Origin of the sequence: Parenemella sanctibonifatiensis, from assembly GCF_002250565.1 — a bacterium.
In the GTDB taxonomy this organism is placed as follows: domain Bacteria; phylum Actinomycetota; class Actinomycetes; order Propionibacteriales; family Propionibacteriaceae; genus Parenemella; species Parenemella sanctibonifatiensis.
In genome coordinates this window covers 584,289-596,924 of record NZ_NMVJ01000001.1, presented here as the reverse complement: position 1 = coordinate 596,924, position 12,636 = coordinate 584,289, and the positions used below count along the sequence as shown (strand labels likewise).

12 protein-coding genes and 2 pseudogenes are annotated in these 12,636 nt (G+C 69.2%); 9 read left to right on the top strand and 5 right to left on the bottom strand.

What is annotated here, in order from left to right:
- Nucleotides 1-115 precede the first annotated feature (115 nt).
- The 4 genes and pseudogenes from CGZ91_RS14905 to CGZ91_RS02810 all read left to right on the top strand — a co-directional run.
- Nucleotides 116-475: pseudogene (locus CGZ91_RS14905) on the top strand (cytidine deaminase); the annotation flags it as partial.
- A gap of 72 nt (nt 476-547) precedes the next feature.
- Nucleotides 548-1,558, top strand: coding sequence for an adenosine deaminase (locus CGZ91_RS02820; protein ID WP_407670830.1), 1,011 nt, complete (start codon nt 548-550; stop codon nt 1,556-1,558).
- A gap of 239 nt (nt 1,559-1,797) precedes the next feature.
- Nucleotides 1,798-3,231, top strand: a complete 1,434-nt coding sequence (locus CGZ91_RS02815; protein WP_094452410.1) for a UTP--glucose-1-phosphate uridylyltransferase — start codon at nt 1,798-1,800, stop codon at nt 3,229-3,231.
- Nucleotides 3,228-3,569: a hypothetical protein gene (locus CGZ91_RS02810; protein WP_094452409.1), complete on the top strand. Its 342-nt coding sequence runs from the start codon at nt 3,228-3,230 to the stop codon at nt 3,567-3,569. The genes CGZ91_RS02815 and CGZ91_RS02810 overlap by 4 nt, the downstream gene beginning before the upstream one ends.
- Nucleotides 3,570-3,607: 38 nt before the next feature.
- Here CGZ91_RS02810 and mscL read toward each other — a convergent pair whose 3' ends face one another.
- Both mscL and CGZ91_RS02800 read right to left on the bottom strand, forming a co-directional pair.
- On the bottom strand, nt 3,608-4,036 hold the full coding sequence (mscL, locus tag CGZ91_RS02805) for a large conductance mechanosensitive channel protein MscL (RefSeq protein ID WP_094452408.1): 429 nt from the start codon (nt 4,034-4,036) through the stop codon (nt 3,608-3,610).
- A 106-nt stretch (nt 4,037-4,142) separates the two neighbouring features.
- Nucleotides 4,143-4,853 (bottom strand): SAF domain-containing protein, encoded by a 711-nt coding sequence (locus CGZ91_RS02800; protein ID WP_094452407.1) that lies wholly within the window; start codon nt 4,851-4,853, stop codon nt 4,143-4,145.
- A gap of 43 nt (nt 4,854-4,896) precedes the next feature.
- Between CGZ91_RS02800 and CGZ91_RS14900 the strand changes: the two genes are divergently transcribed.
- On the top strand, nt 4,897-5,169 hold the full coding sequence (locus CGZ91_RS14900; protein ID WP_229116433.1) for a hypothetical protein: 273 nt from the start codon (nt 4,897-4,899) through the stop codon (nt 5,167-5,169).
- Nucleotides 5,170-5,231: 62 nt separating this feature from the next.
- On the opposite strand, the pseudogene CGZ91_RS14895 reads toward CGZ91_RS14900, so the two are convergent.
- Nucleotides 5,232-5,324 (bottom strand): annotated as a pseudogene (locus CGZ91_RS14895) (FmdB family zinc ribbon protein); the annotation flags it as partial.
- Nucleotides 5,325-5,524: 200 nt separating this feature from the next.
- Between CGZ91_RS14895 and CGZ91_RS02790 the strand changes: the two are divergent.
- Complete coding sequence (locus CGZ91_RS02790; RefSeq protein ID WP_179229187.1) at nt 5,525-7,240, top strand: PQQ-binding-like beta-propeller repeat protein; 1,716 nt, start codon at nt 5,525-5,527, stop codon at nt 7,238-7,240.
- A 39-nt stretch (nt 7,241-7,279) separates the two neighbouring features.
- Here CGZ91_RS02790 and CGZ91_RS02785 read toward each other — a convergent pair whose 3' ends face one another.
- Entirely contained in the window at nt 7,280-8,770 is a 1,491-nt protein-coding gene (locus tag CGZ91_RS02785; protein ID WP_094452404.1) for a glycosyltransferase family 39 protein, read from the bottom strand.
- Nucleotides 8,767-9,420 carry a 5-formyltetrahydrofolate cyclo-ligase gene (locus CGZ91_RS02780; protein WP_094452403.1) on the bottom strand — a complete coding sequence of 218 codons (654 nt, stop codon included), beginning with the start codon at nt 9,418-9,420 and terminating at the stop codon, nt 8,767-8,769. The genes CGZ91_RS02785 and CGZ91_RS02780 overlap by 4 nt, the downstream gene beginning before the upstream one ends.
- A 182-nt stretch (nt 9,421-9,602) precedes the next feature.
- On the opposite strand from CGZ91_RS02780, the gene CGZ91_RS02775 reads away from it, so the two are divergent.
- From CGZ91_RS02775 to CGZ91_RS02765, 3 genes are all read left to right on the top strand, one after another.
- Entirely contained in the window at nt 9,603-10,928 is a 1,326-nt protein-coding gene (locus CGZ91_RS02775; protein WP_094452402.1) for a molybdopterin molybdotransferase MoeA, read from the top strand.
- A 12-nt stretch (nt 10,929-10,940) separates the two neighbouring features.
- Nucleotides 10,941-11,672, top strand: coding sequence for a GNAT family N-acetyltransferase (locus tag CGZ91_RS02770; RefSeq protein WP_094452401.1), 732 nt, complete (start codon nt 10,941-10,943; stop codon nt 11,670-11,672).
- Nucleotides 11,673-11,757: 85 nt separating this feature from the next.
- Complete coding sequence (locus CGZ91_RS02765) at nt 11,758-12,567, top strand: hypothetical protein (protein ID WP_094452400.1); 810 nt, start codon at nt 11,758-11,760, stop codon at nt 12,565-12,567.
- The last annotated feature ends 69 nt before the right edge of the window (nt 12,568-12,636 follow it).

Below are 12,636 nucleotides of genomic sequence, written 5' to 3'. Positions count from 1 at the left end.
CTGGACGGGCAGAACTGCCCGCCTCGTGCAGCAGCCTAGGCAACCAGGGGTCCACCCCCCCCGGCGGTCATGATCAGTAGAGTGCAGATGGCACGGAGATTGAGGAGCAGTACGCATGGAACCTGACTGGACCAGCCTGATCGAGCAGGCCCGACAGGCGGCGCGGCGCGCGTACGCCCGCTATTCCGAACTGCAGGTCGGCGCAGCCGCGCTGACTGATCAAGGCCGAGTGGTGACCGGCTGCAATGTCGAGAACGCCTCCTATGGCCTGACCCTGTGCGCCGAATGCATCCTGGTCGGCAACCTGCGGCTGTCCGGCGGTGAGCGGCTCGTCGCCGTCGCGGTCGCCGGCCCAGACGGCCAGCCGATTCCCCCGTGTGGCCGGTGTCGTCAGGTGTTGGTGGAGCACGCCGCCGAGAATGGGCAGCTCCTCACCGCCGACGGGCCAATCATGATCACTGCGCTGCTGCCGGGGTCCTTCGGTGAGGGCTTCCTGCCCGATCGTCGGGCCAGTTCGCAAGCCGTGGCAGGGCCAGTCGGTGCGGACCTGCGGGCCGCGATCCAGGCGATGCCCAAGGTGGCCCTTCATGATCATTTGGACGGCGGGCTGCGTCCGCAGACCATGATCGAACTCGCTGCCGCGGCCGGCCATGACCTGCCCACAACCGACCCTGCTGAGCTGGCGACCTGGTTCTTCGCGGCGGCCGACTCGGGCAGCCTGCCGCGCTATCTGGAGACGTTCGACCACACCGTTGCCTGTCTGCAGACCGCCGAGGCGCTGACCCGAGTGGCGTACGAGTGGGTGCTGGATCTGGCGGCCGACAACGTCGTCTACGGCGAAGCGCGCTGGGCTCCCACCCAGCACGAAGCCGGCGGGTTGACTCTGGTCGACGCGGTCCGCGCGGTCGGGGAGGGGCTGCGTCGCGGCAGCGCCGAGACCGGGATGGTCGCCGGCCAACTGTTGACTGGGATGCGGCAGGACCATCGCAGCGATGAGGTCGCCCAGCTGGTCGTCGACCGGGTCGACGACACCATCGTGGGGTTTGACCTCGCCGGCCCCGAGGCGGGCTTCCCACCCTCGGGTCACGCCGCCGCCTTCGACCTGCTGCGCAGTCACGGTTGCCCGGTCACGATCCATGCCGGCGAGGCGGCCGGTCTGGAGTCGATCGAGGACGCGCTCGAACGGGGTGCGCGTCGGCTCGGTCATGGCGTACGCCTGGTGGACGATCTGGCGGCGGAAGGTCCCGGGGAGGTGGCGACGCGAGTCGCTGCCGAGGGCATCGTGTTGGAGGTGTGCCCCTCCTCGAACCTGCAAACCGGCATCGCCGAGACGATGGCCGAGCACCCGTTCGGACAGCTGTGGCAGGCGGGGCTGCCGGTCACCGTGAGCTGCGACAACCGGTTGATGAGTCGCACCACGATGACCCGGGAGCTCACCCTGGTGGCGGAGACCTTCGGGCTGGGGCTGGCAGACCTGCAAGAACTGCAGCAGCGCGCGCTGGCAGCGGGTTTCGGGCCGGAATCGGTCAAGGTGGCGGTGGCCGAGCGGCTGGCCTGATGGCGGGCGCCGGGTGACACGGGAAGGACTGTTGGCTGAGAAGTATCTGAGCCTGACTGCAACGTTTGATAACGGTTGGACAACGTAGCGTCCCAGGCTTTCGCGTCTTTGGTCCGCCCGGCTATTGTTGTTATCAGCCGTCGGCGGATGAAGTCTCCTGGGGGTGGGTAGATCTGGTGCAAACCCATCCGTCGACGGCCATTACTTTGCCCAGATCCGGGCTGGCTAGGCTGGCGCCCATGGACAAGGGTTTGGAAGCCGACAAGGGTTTGGAAGCCGACAAGGGTTTGGAAGCCGACAAGGGTTTGGCAGCTGCACGCGCGAAGATGCAGCAGGCCGGCGTGAACGCCGCCGCAATCGACGTCTTCTCCCACTACTACGGGGAACTCAAGGACGGCGCCACCGGGTTGATCCCCGAAGACACCATCAGTCCGCTCACCGAGGTCGACCGGCTCGACGCCGTGGAGATTGACCCCAAGGTCGCCCAGGACGCCTTCGCCCAGACCGTCGTCATCAAGCTCAACGGCGGACTCGGGACGTCGATGGGGCTGGACAAGGCCAAGTCGCTGCTGCCGGTCACCGACGGCAAGACCTTCCTTGACCTGATCTGTGAGCAGGTGCTGGCGGCACGCCAGGAGCACGGCGTACGGCTGCCGTTGCTGTTGATGAATTCGTTCCGGACCCAGCAGGACACCCTGGACGCGCTGCAGGCGCATCCCGACATCGCGGTCGAGGGGCTGCCGCTGGACTTCCTGCAAAATCAGGAGCCCAAGCTGCGCACCGATGACCTCACCCCGGTCGAATGGCCGGCCGATCCGAGCCTGGAATGGTGCCCGCCGGGCCACGGCGACATCTACACCGCGCTGCAGGCCTCCGGGATCCTCGACCAGCTACTCGACCAGGGCTACCGCTATGCCTCGGTCTCCAACGGTGACAACCTCGGCGCCGCCCCGGACGCCGAGTTGGCCGGCTGGTTCGCGGCCTCGGGCGCCCCGTACGCCGCCGAGCTGTGCCGGCGTACGGCTGCGGACCGCAAGGGCGGTCACCTCGCGGTGCGTACCTCGGATGGCCGGCTGATCCTGCGCGACACCGCGCAGACGCCCACCGACGAGATGCACCACTTCACCGACGAGCATCGCCACCCCTACTTCCACACCAACAACCTGTGGTTCGACCTGCAGGTGGTGAAGGACACGTTGGTGGAGCGCGACTCGGTGCTGGGTCTGCCGCTGATCCGCAACACCAAGACCGTCGACCCGACCGATGCCGACTCGCCGGAGGTCTATCAGATCGAAACGGCGATGGGCGCGGCGATCGAGGTCTTCGAGGGCGCCACCGCGATCGTGGTCGACCGTGCCCGATTCCTGCCCGTCAAGACCACCAACGATCTGCTGCTGATCCGCTCGGACGCCTACGAGCTGGACGACGCGTCCCGGCTGCGGCTGGCGGTGGAGCAGGCGCCGCTGGTGGATCTGGACACCGACCACTACAAGAAGCTCGGCGGCTTCGAGGAACGCATCCCGCAGCCGCTGTCGCTGCGCGATGCCGAGTCCCTGACCATCGAGGGGGACTGGCGCTTTGCCGGCTCCGCGACCGCAACCGGCCAAGCCCGACTCAGCGGCGGCGGATCGGTGCCGGACGGGGCCCGCATCAGCGCGGACGGGCTGGAGTGACAGGGGCAGAGCCTGCGGCGCCCCAGGTCTCCGCGCTCACGGCCGCGTTCCGCAGTCTCACTGGCGAGGATCCACCGGACGATGCGGCCGGTACCGATCTGGCGGCCGTGTTGCTGGCGGTCGGATGGGATCGGGAGCGCCTGGGCGTACGCCGGCAGCAGGCCGCGCGATGGCCGGACGTGTTGCCCGCATCGGAGGACCCGGCGCAGGCGTACGCCATGGTGCTCGCGGTCCGCAACGCCTGGAACCTGAACGGCCCGGTCCGGCTGCGTGGAGGCAGCCAGCCCGGGCCGGACGAGGAACGGTTGTTACGGGATCGGCCGCCCCATCATGGGTGAGCGGCTGATGTCCTGAGGGGGTGCCCCAGGAAGGGTATTCAGTTGGCGGGGTTCTGCGGGTTTTGCTGCGGGGCGGGAGCAGCCTCGACGCTGGCAGCGGCGGCCGGGCCGGCGAGCAGGTCGCGGATCTCGACGAGCAGGTCCTCGGTGGACTTCTCAAGATCGTCCTCGGTTGTGCCTTCCTTGGCGGCCTTGCGCTCCTTGAAGGCGTTGTAGGGCTTGACGATCGCGAAATAGAGCACGAACGAGGTAATGAGGAAGGTCAGCACGGCGGTGATGAACGCACCGATGTTGATGCCAGCGACCGCGGTGGTGCTGAAGGCATCGATGTTGCCGAGCTTGCCGATCAGGTCAAGGATGATCTGGGTGAACGTCGTGACCACCGCGGCGAAAGCGGTGCCCATGATGAATGCGACGGCAAGCTCAATGAGGTTGCCCCGCATGATGAATTCTTTGAAGCCCTTCATGTTTCTCTCCTAGGTCTGTTCAGCCACGGTGGCAGGCGATCCCGACCGGTACGTTACCCCGGCGTTACCTACTGGGACGAGACCGGCGTCCCCGCGTGTCCTGCGCTCAGTGCCACACCGGGACGATCCGGCCATTGACCGAGGCTCGCGCCAGGGCGACCGCATCAGCGGGGGAGACCGCCACCAGCACGGTGCCAGAGGTCGACACACCGCCGAGTGGGCCGGCGTCGCTCTGGGGCAGCGCGACCACCCGGGCGCCCTGGGCGATCGTGGTTGCCTCACCGGTGCTGGAGTCGACCCAGAGCAGGTCCAACCGGTCACCGACCCGCAGCACTGCCAGCACCGACGGGTCTGACAGCGGCACCGTGACCACCCGCTCGTCGCCGGCCTCGCCGGCGCGCGGTGCGAGCACGCTGGCCGGGGTGAGGATCTGACCGGCGATCAGCGGACTGGTGGGCAGCAGGCCGATGGCGTCGTTGGGGTCTGTGAGGTGCTCCCGGGGCAGCGTGTACGCCGGCAGCTCAACGACTTCGAGGTCGGCGGCAGTGAGGGCGCGGGTGGCGGGCACGTCCGCGCGTACCCGAACGGCCGGCGCGGTGGCATCAGGGGCCGGGGTGAGGATGGTCAGCGACACCAAGACGGCCAAGCCGGCCAGCAGGGCCGAGGCGAGGCGGCGATGCCAGGCCCACCAGCGGGTAACCGTACGCCACAGCCGGCCGGGCCCGCCAACGGGTCCCCGGCCGGTCGGCCCGGACGAGTGACCCGGGCCGGGCGAATGGGATGAGGACGGGTGGGAGGATCGGGTGAGTGAGGTCATCACTCAACTGTGATCACTGACCGCCTCGTTGTCTGTAGCAACCGTGGAGTTGTCCACAGGCAATCGGGATCACTTCGAGGAACTGGCCGAACCTGTGGATGACGAGCTGCTCGAGGAACTGGCCGACGCGGAACTCGACGACGAGCTCGTGGTCGCCGCGGGCTTGCTCTCGGACTTCGTCGAGGAGCTGCTGTCGGAGGTGGAGCTCCCCGACTTCGTGGACTCGGACTTGGCAGACTCCGACTTGCTGTCGCTGCTACCCGAATCGCTCGGGGTGGCATCGATGGTGTTGGAGCCGCGGCTGTCGGTCTTGTAGAAGCCCGAGCCCTTGAAGACCACGCCCACCGCGCTGAACACCTTGCGGAGCTGGCCGCCGCAGTCGGGGCATTCGGTCAGCGACGGGTCGGTGAACTTCTGGACCGCCTCCAACTGGTGGCCGCACTCGGTGCAACGGTACTGATAGGTGGGCATTGGCTCCTCTTCCTGCGGACTCCGCCCCTGTGGCGGACCCGGGGCATCCTACCCCGATGTGGCCGGTGTGTGACGATGTGGATGGGCCCTTGACGCCGTCGCAGCGGCAACAACGATGGCGACTGGCTGCAGTGCTGCGGCCGCCGGTCGCCCCCGGCTCACCCCCGAGCCGAGCCGGTCCACCCCTTTGGGAGTCATCGATGTCCCCGGTCTTGTCACCGACAGCTCTCCAGCGAGCGCATCTTCACCGAGCGCATCTCCAGCGACTCACGCGCCTGCTCGCCGTGCTCGGGCTCGGCCTGATGTTGGCTCTGCCCACCACGATCCCCGCCAGCGCCGCCACCAAGGAGGTCGAGTTGGAGGTCACCGATCATGGCGACATTCCGCTGACGGCCACCACCGTTGCCGGTGCCGCGACCGGAATGATGCCCGACGGTACGCCGCGTACCTGGGCAGTCATCTCCGGCAAGCCGGCCTACCTGGCCGAGATCAACCCGTTCACCGGCGAGGTGCTCGCCAGCCACTCGCTGCCCGGCGCCAGCGGTGCCTGGGGCGTCGACATCGTCACCGGCGAGAAGACCGAGATCCCGCTGCCGGAGGGGCGTACGGACTGCACCTTCACCTATGAGATGGCGACCTCGGGCACCGACCTGTTCGTTCATTTCCAGTGCGCCAGCGGCAACGGCGGCGCGATCTACGACACCGTCACCGGTGAGTGGGTGACCGACTTCATTCCCAACATGAACCCGCAGCGGGTCGGTCGTGATGCCTCGGGCACCACCTGGTTCACGGCCGGCGGCGCGCTGCACAGCATCTCCCCGGACCGGGAGATCACCTCGACCGACCTCGCCGTCGGCACGAAGGGCATCGGCGTGGTCACCGAGGGTGACTCCGAGTATGTCGTCAGCATCTACGGCAACGTCCTGCACCGCTACGACATCAGCACCGGCGACCTCGAGGAGCTCGTCCTCGACCTGCCCGGTACGCCGACCAACCCGCGCTCCTCGGTGGTCGGACCGGATGGTCGCCTCCACTTCGGCGGCTACTTCTCCGGCGGCTTCGCGACCTACGACACGACCTCCGATGAGTGGGCCTTCGAGGCCGCGCTCGGGCAGGCCGAGGGCTTCGCTACCGTCGGCGACACCCTGTACGCCGGCCGCTATCCGGGTGCGAAGCTGGAGGCGATCGACACCTCCAAGCCGCTCGGTGACGGCAATCCGGTGCGTGCGCTCGACCTCGATCCGTACGGTCAGGACCGGCCCTTCGCGCTCACCGATGCCGGTGGGCTGGTCGCGGTCGGCACCGTCCCCGAGTACGGCAGCCTGATCGGTGCCCTCGCGATCCACGACCCGGTCACCAAGCAGAACGACGTCTATCGCAACATCATCGAGGACCATTCGATCACGGCGCTGGCGTACGAGAACGGCATTCTCTACGGCGGCACCTCGGTCTACGGCGGCAACGGCGCCTTCCCGACCCAGCAGAATGCGCGGGTGTTCGCCTTCGACATGGCGACCCGCGAGCTGGTGTGGAACGTCGAGGTTGAGGGACAGCGGATGGTCACGGCGCTGGAGGTGACGCCGGGGAGGCAGGTCTGGGCCGGCACCAAGGGCACGCTGCATTCGCTCAGCACCACCGACGGCAGCGAGCTGGTCGAGTACGAGATCGAGCCCTTCGACTGGGACGAGTTCGCCGGCGGCACCTGGACCGGGGCCTGGTTGGAGTTCGACCGGAGCACCAACCGGCTCTACGGCGCGGTCGGCAGCACCCTGATCAGCGTGCCCCCGATCGGGCGGCACGACCTGACCCGGGTCAGCAACATCAAGGGCGTCCTGATGGTGCTCGGCGATGACCACCGGGTCTACTTCGTCAACGGTCAGCGCCTGATGAGCGTGGACTGGCGCGACGTGCAGTAACCGAACCGGCTGAGCGGGTTTTCTGACGCGACCGAACCTTCAGCGCCGCAGTTCGTACACGTAGGAGCCGTCGTAGGACCACTCGCTGACCACCTCGAACCCGGCGCCGAGCAGGGTTTGCATGTCGGGATGGTCGAAACGTTCGCCCTTGGACAGGACCCACAGGTGGTCCAGGTCCTGCCAGCGTTCCGGTACGTCGGCCACCGGCACCGAGATGTCCCAGAGTTGGCTGGTGGTGCCGTAGGGCTCGCCGAGGTTGATGTCGACGAGGTCGTCGAAGTACGCCGGCAGGCTGCGCGCGACGTTGCGATGGTGGGGGATGTAGACGATTGAGTCGCCCGGGGCCGTCACCGCATCGACGTGTTCGGCGACCCGGATCCACGTCGACTTCGCCTCCGGCAACCGTGCCTGGTACCACCCCGGCGCCACCGCCAGCAGGATCAGCGCCGTCGCGACCAGCCCGCGTACGCGTGCCGACCAGCCCGGCTTGGCCTCTGCCAGCAGCTGCCAGACGCCGGCCGCCAGCACCACGGCCAGTCCGGGCGCGGCGAAGGCGACGTACCGCTCGACGTAGGTCGGGCGCAGCAGCCCGGCGATCGCCAGCGCAACGGTTGGCAGTCCCCACCAGGCCCAACCGGCCAGCAGCACGCGACGCAGGTCCGCGGTGCCGCGGCGGACCACCAGCACCGTCGCGGCCGCACACAGCAGCCACCCCAGCACCGCCGGCCAGATCCAGCCCGGTGGGGTGAGGGAGTTGTCCCAGGTCTGGGTGGTGAGGATCCGCACCACCGTGGTGAGGTCGGTGCCCTCGATCCAGTTGACCTGCTTGGACTGCCGCAGCATCTGTCGGGCGAGCGGCAGCGCGGTCGCTCCGGCCACCGCGGTCGCGATCAGCCAGGCCCGCCAACTGCGCCGATCCGGGCGGGACAGCAGCATCATCGCGCCGAGCCCGAGCGTCCCCAGCGCCGCAAACAGAAACAGCCAGACGGTCACGGTTAGCGCCAGCCCGTACCCGAGCCACCAGCCCCAGCGGCGCCGTTCCAGCGCGATCGACAGCAGCCAGACGGTGATGGCGTACGCCAGTGTCGACACCGCCGCGGAGCGGGCCTCGGTCGCGGCCCAGGTCATCTCCGGCAGCAGCGCGGTGATGACGCCGACCTGTACGCCGAAGCGTACGTCGATGGTGCGGCGACCCCAGATCGTCATCACGGCGGCCAGGCCGGCGATCGCGACGACCGAGATCGCCCGCAGCGCGACGACGCTGTGCCCGAAGAGCAGGCCCCACAGCCACGCGCCGCCGTAATAGGCCGCGTGGACGGCGTCGATCCGGCCCACCATCTTGATCAGTTGTCCCAGCGAACGGTCGGTGGCGACCATCGTGGCGCCCTCGTCGGACCACGCGCCGGGCAGCCAGAAGCCGAGCCCGCCGATGAGCAACGCCAGCACGGCGACGGCCACGGGCGCGGCGGCGGGGGCGCCAGTGATCCGATGCCACCTGATGGGGGTTGCGGTGGCGGCCGGGGCGATCATCGGGCGGCCGCCTGGTCGGGTGCCGCGGGCGCGGGCAGGTCGTGCCGGGCGCCCAGACCCACCGGTGCGCCGGCCCGTGCGAGCCCGGCCTCGGTCACCCAGCCGGTCACGGGCCGGTCGTGCGGTTCGGTCGGCACCTGGTCCAGCACCTCGGCCACATCGACCAGCGCCCAGAGCTCGGCGTCGGCGGCGGCGTGCAACAGGGCTCGGTCATACCAGCCGCCACCCTTGCCGAGCCGGCGACCGGACCGGTCGACTGCCAGTGCCGGACACAGGATCAGCCCGGCCTCGGCCAGCGCGGCCGCGCCGAGCGGCGTACCGGTGGGTTCGGCGACGCCGTACGTGCCCGGTCGCAGTTGGCCGGGCTGGTGTTCGGCCCAGTCCGGGTCCGTGCCGCAAGGGAGCAGCACGCGTACGCCCCGCGCCACCAGCGCGTCGATGAGGGCGTGGGTGTCGGGCTCGTCGGGCCGGGACCAGTACGCGGCGACGACCGCCGGTGGCTCGGCGAGGACGCGCAGCAGCGCCGCGGTACGTCGGTCGTCCACCACGGCGCGGTCCAGCCCGCGGCGCCGCGCGCGCAGCACCGTGCGCAGTTCGGACTTCGCGGCGGGGCCGGGGCCGGGCGTAACGGGAGATTCGTGGTTGGTCATCGCTCCTGCGCAGGTCTGGTCGGCGGGCGGGTCCAGTCTTCCACGGCGGTGCCGAGATGGGCCGGCAGCGACGCCAGCAGTCGCGCCGGGTGCCGAGTCGTACCCCTCGCTGGCCCGATCCCACCGCAACCACGCCCGTGCCGCTGCCCGCCGTCGGCGGATTCGTCTCGTAGGCTGCCGCCATGGGTTTGTTCCGCAGGAAGAAGCAGGTCGTCGAAGCTCCCGAGCCGGAGCCGGAGCCCACGCTCCCGCCCGCTCCGGATCCCGACGAGCTGGGCCGTCGGTCGGTCGCCGACCACCGCGACTGGTTGTTGTCGATGGTGGAGCCGCTGCCTCCGTTCGGCATGGAACTGCTGGACGCCTGGGGGCTGCCGGTCTGTGAGGACCTGCTGTCGGACATTGCGCTGCCGGCCCACGACCAGGCCGCGATCGCTGGCTACGCGGTCCGTGCGGCCGACGTCGCCGGTGCCGCCGAGGACAATCCCCTCAAGTTGACCGCGATCGGTTCGCTGGACGCCAGTGACGGTGCCGAGGGGTTCGGTGAGGAACTGCCTGCCCGGTCTGCCGTGCGGGTCACCGTCGGCGCGCCGATTCCCGGCGACGCCGATGCCGTGGTCCGGTTGGGGCTGACCGACCGGGGCGAGCAGGAGCTGAGCGTCTTCGGCCACGTCCGCGCCGGCGACAACATCCGCGCCCGCGGCAGTGACGTGTCGATCGGTGACGAACTGATCCGCGACGGTGACCTGCTGGGTGCCCGCAACACCGGCCTGCTGGCCGCGACCGGCTTCGACAAGGTGCTGGCCCGGCCCCGGCCCCGAGTGGTGGTGCTCGCCACCGGCACCGATCTGGTGCCGCCCGGCACCGGCCTGCGGGAGGGGGAGGTCTACGACTCCAACTCCCACATGCTCGCGGCCGCCGCTCGCGCCCAGGGCGCCCAGGTGTTCCGGGTCGGGATCGTGTCCGATGATCCCGAAGAGGTGAAGCAGACCATCTCGGACCAGCTGGTACGCGCGGACCTGCTGATCTGCACCGGTGGCCGTGACGACGACCAGACCATCGTCGGTCAGGTGGTGCCGGAGCTCGGCCCCACCGACGTCTCCGAGGTCGCGCTGCAGCCCGGCCACAAGCAGGGCTTCGGCCTGATCGGTGACGAGGAGGTGCCGATCGTGCTGCTGCCCGGCGACCCGGTCGGCGCGTTCGTGTCCTTCGAGGTCTTCGTACGCCCGCTGCTCCGCAAGCAGATGGGTCTCGAGCCGCTGGACCGCTCGGTGCTCGACTGCACGTTGGCCACCCAGGTCACCTCCGAGCCCGGGGTCGCCGAGGTGCTGCGCGCCCGGATCACCGACACCAGCGAGGGCCCGGCCATCGAACCGATCGGAAGCCCCGACTCGCACCAGCTTGGCGACCTCGCCGAGGGCAACGCGCTGTTGCTGCTCGACCCCGACACCGAGGTGCTGGAGAAGGGTGACCTGGTCCTGGCTTGGCCGCTGCAGAAGGATGACCGCTGACCGGCGCCGGGCATGACCACTGAACCGCCACCACGGCTGGCATCCGTGCCGGGGCCGCGCTATCGCGACACCCACCGTTGGCCGGTCACGCTCGAATGGCAGGCGATCGGGTTGCGGCCGATGCGGATGCGCGATGCGGGGCTGTGGCGGGAGCTGCGGTCCCGCAACCAGGGCTGGTTGGGGCCGTGGGATCCGACCACCCCACCCGGCGGTGAGGGTCCGCCGCGTACCTATTCGGAGATGATCTGGGAGCTGCGGCGCCGAGCCCGGGAGGGGTCGATGTTGCCGTGGCTGATCGACTACGACCCGGTCTGGGTCGAGGGGGAGCGGCGCCGACCCGTCACGGCCGGCCAGTTGACCGTGTCGGGGATTGCGCTGGGTGCGGCCCGGTGGGGGCAGATCGGCTACTGGGTCGACCAGCGGTGGGCCGGGCACGGCATCGTGCCGACCGCGGTCGCGTTGGCGACCGACTACTGCTTCCGTGTGATGGGCCTTCATCGGATCGAGATCGCCATCCGTCCCGAAAATGCCCGGAGCCTGCGGGTGGTCGAGAAGCTGGGATTTCGACATGAGGGCAGCCGGCCCCGTTATCTCCACATTGATGGTGACTGGCGCGACCACGAGGTCTTCGTGGTCACCCCCGAAGAGGTGCCCGAAGGCATCCTGGCGCGGGTGCCGCAGCGGCAACACGAGGCCATCACCGAGGACATCGCCGAGGACCCGGATTCATGCCCGCAGGACTGACTTTCCGAGACGAATTGGTCGGTTGCGGGGCGACACGCGCTCAGCCTGCGGCCATTGCGGGCAGAACGGTTCTACCGTTTCGGTCATGGAAATCACGGGACTGATCTTTGGTGTGATCGCGGTCGCGTGGTTGGTGTACCTGGTTCCGATGTACCTCAACCAACGCAATGATCCCGAGATTGACGTCCCCGATTTCTCTGCTCGCTTCTCCGACCGGGTCAAGGTGGTCCGCCGCGACGAGGAGCACGCCGACGACGACGATGATGATGTCGACGTCGTCACCCCGCTGATTCGTCGCGCCGAGAAGGCCGCGGTCGCTCGTCTGGCCCGCCGGGCTGCCAAGCGTCGCCGGCTCTCCTTGCTGGCGATCCTGTCGCTGCTGGTCGGCACCGTGGTCGCGGCTGCGCTGGGCCAGATCCCGTGGTGGTCGGTGGCGATCCCCGGTGGCGGGTTGGTGCTGTTCCTGGGGCTGTCGCCGCTGTTCGTACGCGCGATGCACCGCCGGTTGGATCGCCGACTGGCTTCCCTGGATGAGGCATCGGCGGAGGACACCATCTTGGTGGCGCTGGATCCCGAGCAGGTGCAGGCGTCGTCGATGACGACCGAGTTCACCGGCGCCATCGAGGGCAAGACCGGCTCGCTGTGGGACCCGATCCCGGTGACGGCCCCGACCTACGTCTCCGAGGCGCAGGCCCCGCGTACGGTCCGCACCATCGACCTGGCCGGCCCGCATTCCACCAAGCCGGAGCTCCCGCCGACCGCTGACGCGCGGCCCAGCGAAGCTGCCGAGACTGAGCGCCAGGGCGCCGAGCAGGTCCAGCGGCAGGCCGCCGACACTCCCGACCGGACGATCGCTGACCCGGCCGAAACCGGTCAGGTTCGTCGGGCTGGTTGATACGTACGCCTCTTACCCGCCGTGGGCGGCGTATGAGAAATCCGATTCCCAGCGCATTCGCCCACGCGG

Excerpts from the sequence above, each read along its gene's own strand:
- CGZ91_RS02815 (WP_094452410.1), top strand. The coding sequence starts at position 1,798 with ATGGACAAGGGTTTGGAAGCCGACAAGGGTTTGGAAGCCGACAAGGGT.
- mscL (WP_094452408.1), bottom strand. The coding sequence starts at position 4,036 with ATGAAGGGCTTCAAAGAATTCATCATGCGGGGCAACCTCATTGAGCTT.
- CGZ91_RS02800 (WP_094452407.1), bottom strand. The coding sequence starts at position 4,853 with ATGACCTCACTCACCCGATCCTCCCACCCGTCCTCATCCCATTCGCCC.
- CGZ91_RS02790 (WP_179229187.1), top strand. The coding sequence starts at position 5,525 with ATGTCCCCGGTCTTGTCACCGACAGCTCTCCAGCGAGCGCATCTTCAC.
- CGZ91_RS02785 (WP_094452404.1), bottom strand. The coding sequence starts at position 8,770 with ATGATCGCCCCGGCCGCCACCGCAACCCCCATCAGGTGGCATCGGATC.
- CGZ91_RS02780 (WP_094452403.1), bottom strand. The coding sequence starts at position 9,420 with ATGACCAACCACGAATCTCCCGTTACGCCCGGCCCCGGCCCCGCCGCG.
- CGZ91_RS02775 (WP_094452402.1), top strand. The coding sequence starts at position 9,603 with ATGGGTTTGTTCCGCAGGAAGAAGCAGGTCGTCGAAGCTCCCGAGCCG.
- CGZ91_RS02770 (WP_094452401.1), top strand. The coding sequence starts at position 10,941 with ATGACCACTGAACCGCCACCACGGCTGGCATCCGTGCCGGGGCCGCGC.
- CGZ91_RS02765 (WP_094452400.1), top strand. The coding sequence starts at position 11,758 with ATGGAAATCACGGGACTGATCTTTGGTGTGATCGCGGTCGCGTGGTTG.